Here is a 1,947-nt window from a genome sequence, read left to right as displayed (position 1 = left end):
ATACTTACCCCTCTGTTCTCAAGCAGCTTGCGAGCGACAGCCCCAGCCGCTACCCGGCCAGCCGTTTCTCTTCCCGATGCTCTACCGCTGCCCCGATGATCGCGAATACCGTATTTTTGCAAGTACGTGTAATCTGCATGACCTGGTCTAAAAGACTTGGCAATGTCATCGTATGCAGAAGGCTGCATATCGTTGTTATACAAAATGATAAATAACGGGGTTCCGGTTGTTTTGCCTTCATAAACGCCGGATAAAATATGAACGATATCATATTCTTTTCTTGGAGTCGTTACTGAGGACTGTCCAGGCCGCCTGCGATCCATCTGAATTTGAATGTATCGCTCGTCTATTTCCACTCCGGGAGTAACGCCATCGACGATTACTCCCACCGCTTCCCCATGAGATTCTCCAAAGGTTGTTATTTTGAATAGATCACCATATGTGTTACCTGCCATATCTTAAAACCTCCATTGTCATTTACCGCTGTCATTTTCTTTGACGCTTACTATTATCTTGATTATAATGTCATCATTGAGATAAATGAAATCATCATTTCCATCACGTGACATAGAGGTGTTCTATATCAAAAGCATCATGCATCTGGATTGGTATCGTATTTTTCTTCAAACTGCTAAGCATGGCAATTTGACCAAAGCCGCACAACAGCTCCATATTACCCAGCCTTCCGTCAGCTATGCCATTAAACAACTGGAAGAGGGACTGGGCATTAAGCTTTTCGACCGCTTGTCCAAAGGGGTATCACTAACTCCAGAAGGATCTGCTTTACTCGAGTATGTGGAACAATCATTTTCTTTACTCGAATCGGGCGAAAGAAAAATGGAGTCGCTCAAGCATCTTGTCGCCGGAGAACTCCGAATTGGCGCTAGTGGACCGATCATCAAACATTTTCTGCTCACCCCATTAGACAAGCTGCGCACAGAATACCCGGATATTAGAATTCGTCTTTCCCAAGGCAAAACATCCGATATTAAAGCTAAATTAACGGACGGACAAATCGATTTGGGCTTTGTCCATCTGCCGCTGGTAGATTCTGAGCTTCAAGTACAGCAGTTAACTGCTGTGCAGGATTGCTTTGTTGTAGGTCCCGCCTACAGGAAGCTGGCCGAACAGCCTATTTCAACTGCGGATCTCGTCAAAATACCACTATTGCTTCTATCACAAGGAAGCAGTACAGGGCAGTTTATTACGAATTGGTTTACCGCTCAGGGCTTTACGATGGAGGCGGATGTAGAACTTGGCAGCTCCGAAATGTTAATCGAGCTGGCTCAACGCGGATATGGCGCCGCCTTTGTGACACGCTCATTCGTCCAACAGGAGCTGCAGTCCGGAAAGCTGTTTGAACTGCGAACGGTCGAGCCTATCCCGGAGCGCAGTATCGGAGTTGCCACTAGGCGCAATGCATCACTGTCACTCATCGCAAGCCGCTTTATGGAGCTATTGGCTGATTCCACTTAATGTGGCTTCCGCTGCGGCAACATATAGCCTCCCGTTAATTCTATCTAGCGCTTCTCAGCCTGTAAGCACCAAAATCAAGCTTACAGGCCACAAATTCGCAAAAAAAATAAGCTGTAAGCATCCAAATGATGCTTACAGCTTTTTAACTTACTAATCGATTAGCACTGCTCGAAGCTACTTTGCCTATGGGCTTAATTCCATTTCATAAGGCATATATGCGGCATTGCTGCGTGTGTATGTGTCCTTACGTATGTGTGTGGTGTGTGCGATAGACTGTGTACAATATACGTGGGTGCGACAGACCACCAAGGTGTCACATTGAACCTCAGGTCTAGGCTAAATATCTTTCTTTTATGATATTTAGATGATGAATTTCATGCCCTGCAATAATATACGCCAAAGCTCTAACAGACATGTCATTATCACTTACAACGCCGATTCTCTCCCAAGCGTCCTCATTCAGTCCACGAA

The 1,947-nt window shown here is 45.5% G+C and carries 2 protein-coding genes and 1 pseudogene; 1 reads left to right on the top strand and 2 read right to left on the bottom strand.

What is annotated here, in order from left to right; translation table 11 throughout:
• Positions 1 to 455: chorismate synthase (locus AC1DWN_RS33015; RefSeq protein WP_477563063.1), on the bottom strand; the 455-nt coding region annotated here is incomplete at its 3' end.
• An 85-nt stretch (positions 456 to 540) separates the two neighbouring features.
• On the opposite strand from AC1DWN_RS33015, the gene AC1DWN_RS33010 reads away from it, so the two are divergent.
• Positions 541 to 1,476: a LysR family transcriptional regulator gene (locus AC1DWN_RS33010; protein WP_477563062.1), complete on the top strand. Its 936-nt coding sequence runs from the start codon at positions 541 to 543 to the stop codon at positions 1,474 to 1,476.
• 331 nt (positions 1,477 to 1,807) lie between these two features.
• Here the strand turns inward: AC1DWN_RS33010 and AC1DWN_RS33005 are convergent.
• Positions 1,808 to 1,947 (bottom strand): annotated as a pseudogene (locus AC1DWN_RS33005) (DinB family protein); the annotation flags it as partial.

It is taken from the genome of Paenibacillus sp. P4_A7 (genome assembly GCF_056402455.1).
The sequence above is the reverse complement of the archived record's forward strand: the minus strand, read 5'-3'. Positions and strand labels throughout refer to the sequence as shown.